Origin of the sequence: Sandarakinorhabdus sp., assembly GCF_031422795.1 — a bacterium.
GTDB lineage: Bacteria > Pseudomonadota > Alphaproteobacteria > Sphingomonadales > Sphingomonadaceae > Sandarakinorhabdus.
Map to the genome: position 1 here is coordinate 1 of NZ_JANPML010000146.1, position 1,639 is coordinate 1,639.

Consider the following 1,639-nt stretch of genomic DNA (forward strand, 5'->3'; position numbering starts at 1 on the left):
CATAGGCATCGCTGCCCGGGGCAGCGATGATGCGCTGGGCAACTTCCTTCTGGAACATCAAGGTGAGGCTGGCCCACCACGGCGGCCATTGGGTGCTTTCCAGCCAGCCGGTAAACAGCGCGGTGCCGATGTTGTAGGGTAGATTGGCGACGATATGCGCGCCGTCGCCGGCCAGGGCGCGCGGATCGACCGCCATGGCGTCGCCGCCCACCACCGTGAGCCGGCCATCGGCGGCAAGCGCCAGTTCGGCCAGCGCCGGTAGCGCCCGATCATCGCGTTCCACGGCAAAAACCTGCGCGCCGGTGCGCAGCAGCGCGCGGGTCAGACCGCCGGGGCCGGGGCCGACTTCATAAACGCGCGATTCTGGCCCCAGGCCGGGGATGCGGGCGATGCGATCGAGCAGATTGGTATCAGTGAGGAAATTCTGGCCGAGCGATTTCTTGGCATTGAGGCCATGCCGGGCGATGACCTCGCGCAGTGGCGGCAGATCAGGCAGGCCAGATTTTGGGCTCATGCACCGCCCAGGCGGCGGGCCGCACATTCGCCGGCCATGCGGATGGCGGCGATCATGGCGCTGGGCGTGGCCAGATGCTTGCCGGCGATATCGAAGGCGGTGCCATGATCCGGCGACGTGCGCACGATCGGCAGGCCGAGTGTGATGTTGACGCCCGCATCGAAATGCAGCGCCTTTAAAGGGATCAGCGCCTGATCATGATACATGCACAGCGCCACATCATAACGGGCGCGGGCCGGGCCGTGGAACATGGTGTCGGCGGGCAGGGGCCCGATCACATCCAGGCCTTCGGCGCGCAGGATTTCGATGGCGGGGCGGATGATATCCACTTCCTCGCGGCCCAGCGTGCCATTTTCGCCGGCGTGCGGGTTCAGGCCCGCGATGGCCAGGCGCGGCGTTTCGATGCCAAAATCGCGGATCAGTGCCCGCGCAGCGATGCGCGCGCGCGCCACGATCAGATCGCAGGTGATCAGCCGCGGCACATCAACCAGCGGCACATGCACGGTAAGCGGAATGGTGCGCAAGGACGGCCCGGCCAGCATCATCACGGCATTGGCCGGCGAAATCCCGCAGCGTTCGGCGACGAATTCTGTTTGCCCCGGATAGGTAAATCCAATGGCGAACAATTGCGCTTTCGATACCGGGCCCGTGACCAGCGCCGATGTCATGCCTTGCCGGGTGATGCCGGCGGCCAGTTCCAGGCTATCGAGTGCGCAGCGCGCACCGGGCAGATTGGGTTCGCCGGGCACGATTTCGCCCGGATCATCAACCTGGATCAGCGGAAGTGCCGTATCGAACGCTGCTGCGGCCGCCGCCGGATCGGACAGCACGGCAATCGGCCCATCCCACACGGCCCGGATCGAACGCGCGTCGCCAATGGCGAGGAAGGGCGGCAGCCCGGATTCGACACGTCGTTCCCAGGCCCCAGCGATGATTTCCGGGCCGATGCCGGCCGGATCGCCGATGGACACCGCCAAGGGAGCAGGCAGCGCCGCCATCAGCGATAATCGACGATCGCGTCGCGCCGCAGATCGCGCAGATAGCGGCGGGCGCGCATGTTGACGCGCTCATCGTTCATCTGGGCAAAGATTTCCTCGAAATTGGGCGCCTTGGCCTGCACCTGCG

General features: G+C 66.3%; 2 protein-coding genes. Both read right to left on the reverse strand.

The window, feature by feature from the left end; genetic code table 11:
- On the reverse strand, positions 1 to 514 hold a 514-nt coding region (locus RMO81_RS05400), incomplete at its 3' end, for an rRNA adenine dimethyltransferase family protein (protein WP_310474739.1).
- Complete coding sequence (gene pdxA / locus RMO81_RS05405; RefSeq protein WP_310474740.1) at positions 511 to 1,512, reverse strand: 4-hydroxythreonine-4-phosphate dehydrogenase PdxA; 1,002 nt, start codon at positions 1,510 to 1,512, stop codon at positions 511 to 513. The genes RMO81_RS05400 and pdxA, both read right to left, overlap by 4 nt.
- Positions 1,513 to 1,639 lie beyond the last annotated feature (127 nt).